General features: G+C 62.8%; 1 protein-coding gene. It reads left to right on the top strand.

All coding sequences use genetic code 11. The features are described 5' to 3' along the window. Nucleotides 1–123: 123 nt before the first annotated feature. Nucleotides 124–430, top strand: a 307-nt coding sequence (locus tag ACLRGI_RS23375; RefSeq protein ID WP_419203816.1) for a CLIPPER-2 domain-containing protein, incomplete at its 3' end; no start/stop codon positions are given.

The following is a 430-nucleotide window of genomic DNA, read 5'->3' as shown; positions in this document are numbered from 1 at the left end:
CAGGCCGATATCGACGCCGGTCACGTTGCGAACTCTGCAACAACCACGGGCACCCCGCCCGTTGGTCCTCCGGTGACGCCTCCTCCGGGAACAACGGATACTCCGTTGACTCCCGCTCCGGCCATGGAGTTCAGCAAGTCCGCTGACTCTTCGGCAGTTCAGTCACCTTCAGTTGTCGGTGACCAGATCACCTACACGTTCACGTCGAAGAACACGGGCAACGTCAAGCTCACCAATGTGTCCATCACGGATCCGTTGAGCGGCTTGTCGGCCTTGACCTACACGTGGCCGGGCACCCCCGGCGAACTGCTCCCGGGTCAGACGGTGACTGCTACGGCAACGTATGCGATCACGCAGGCTGATATCGACGCCGGCCATGTTGCCAACAGCGCCACCACCACGGGCACCCCGCCCGTTGGTCCTCCGGTGA

Source organism: Paenarthrobacter sp. PPS72, assembly GCF_048537125.1.
Lineage (GTDB): Bacteria > Actinomycetota > Actinomycetes > Actinomycetales > Micrococcaceae > Arthrobacter > Arthrobacter nitroguajacolicus_E.
This window is presented reverse-complemented; position numbering and strand designations above follow the sequence as displayed.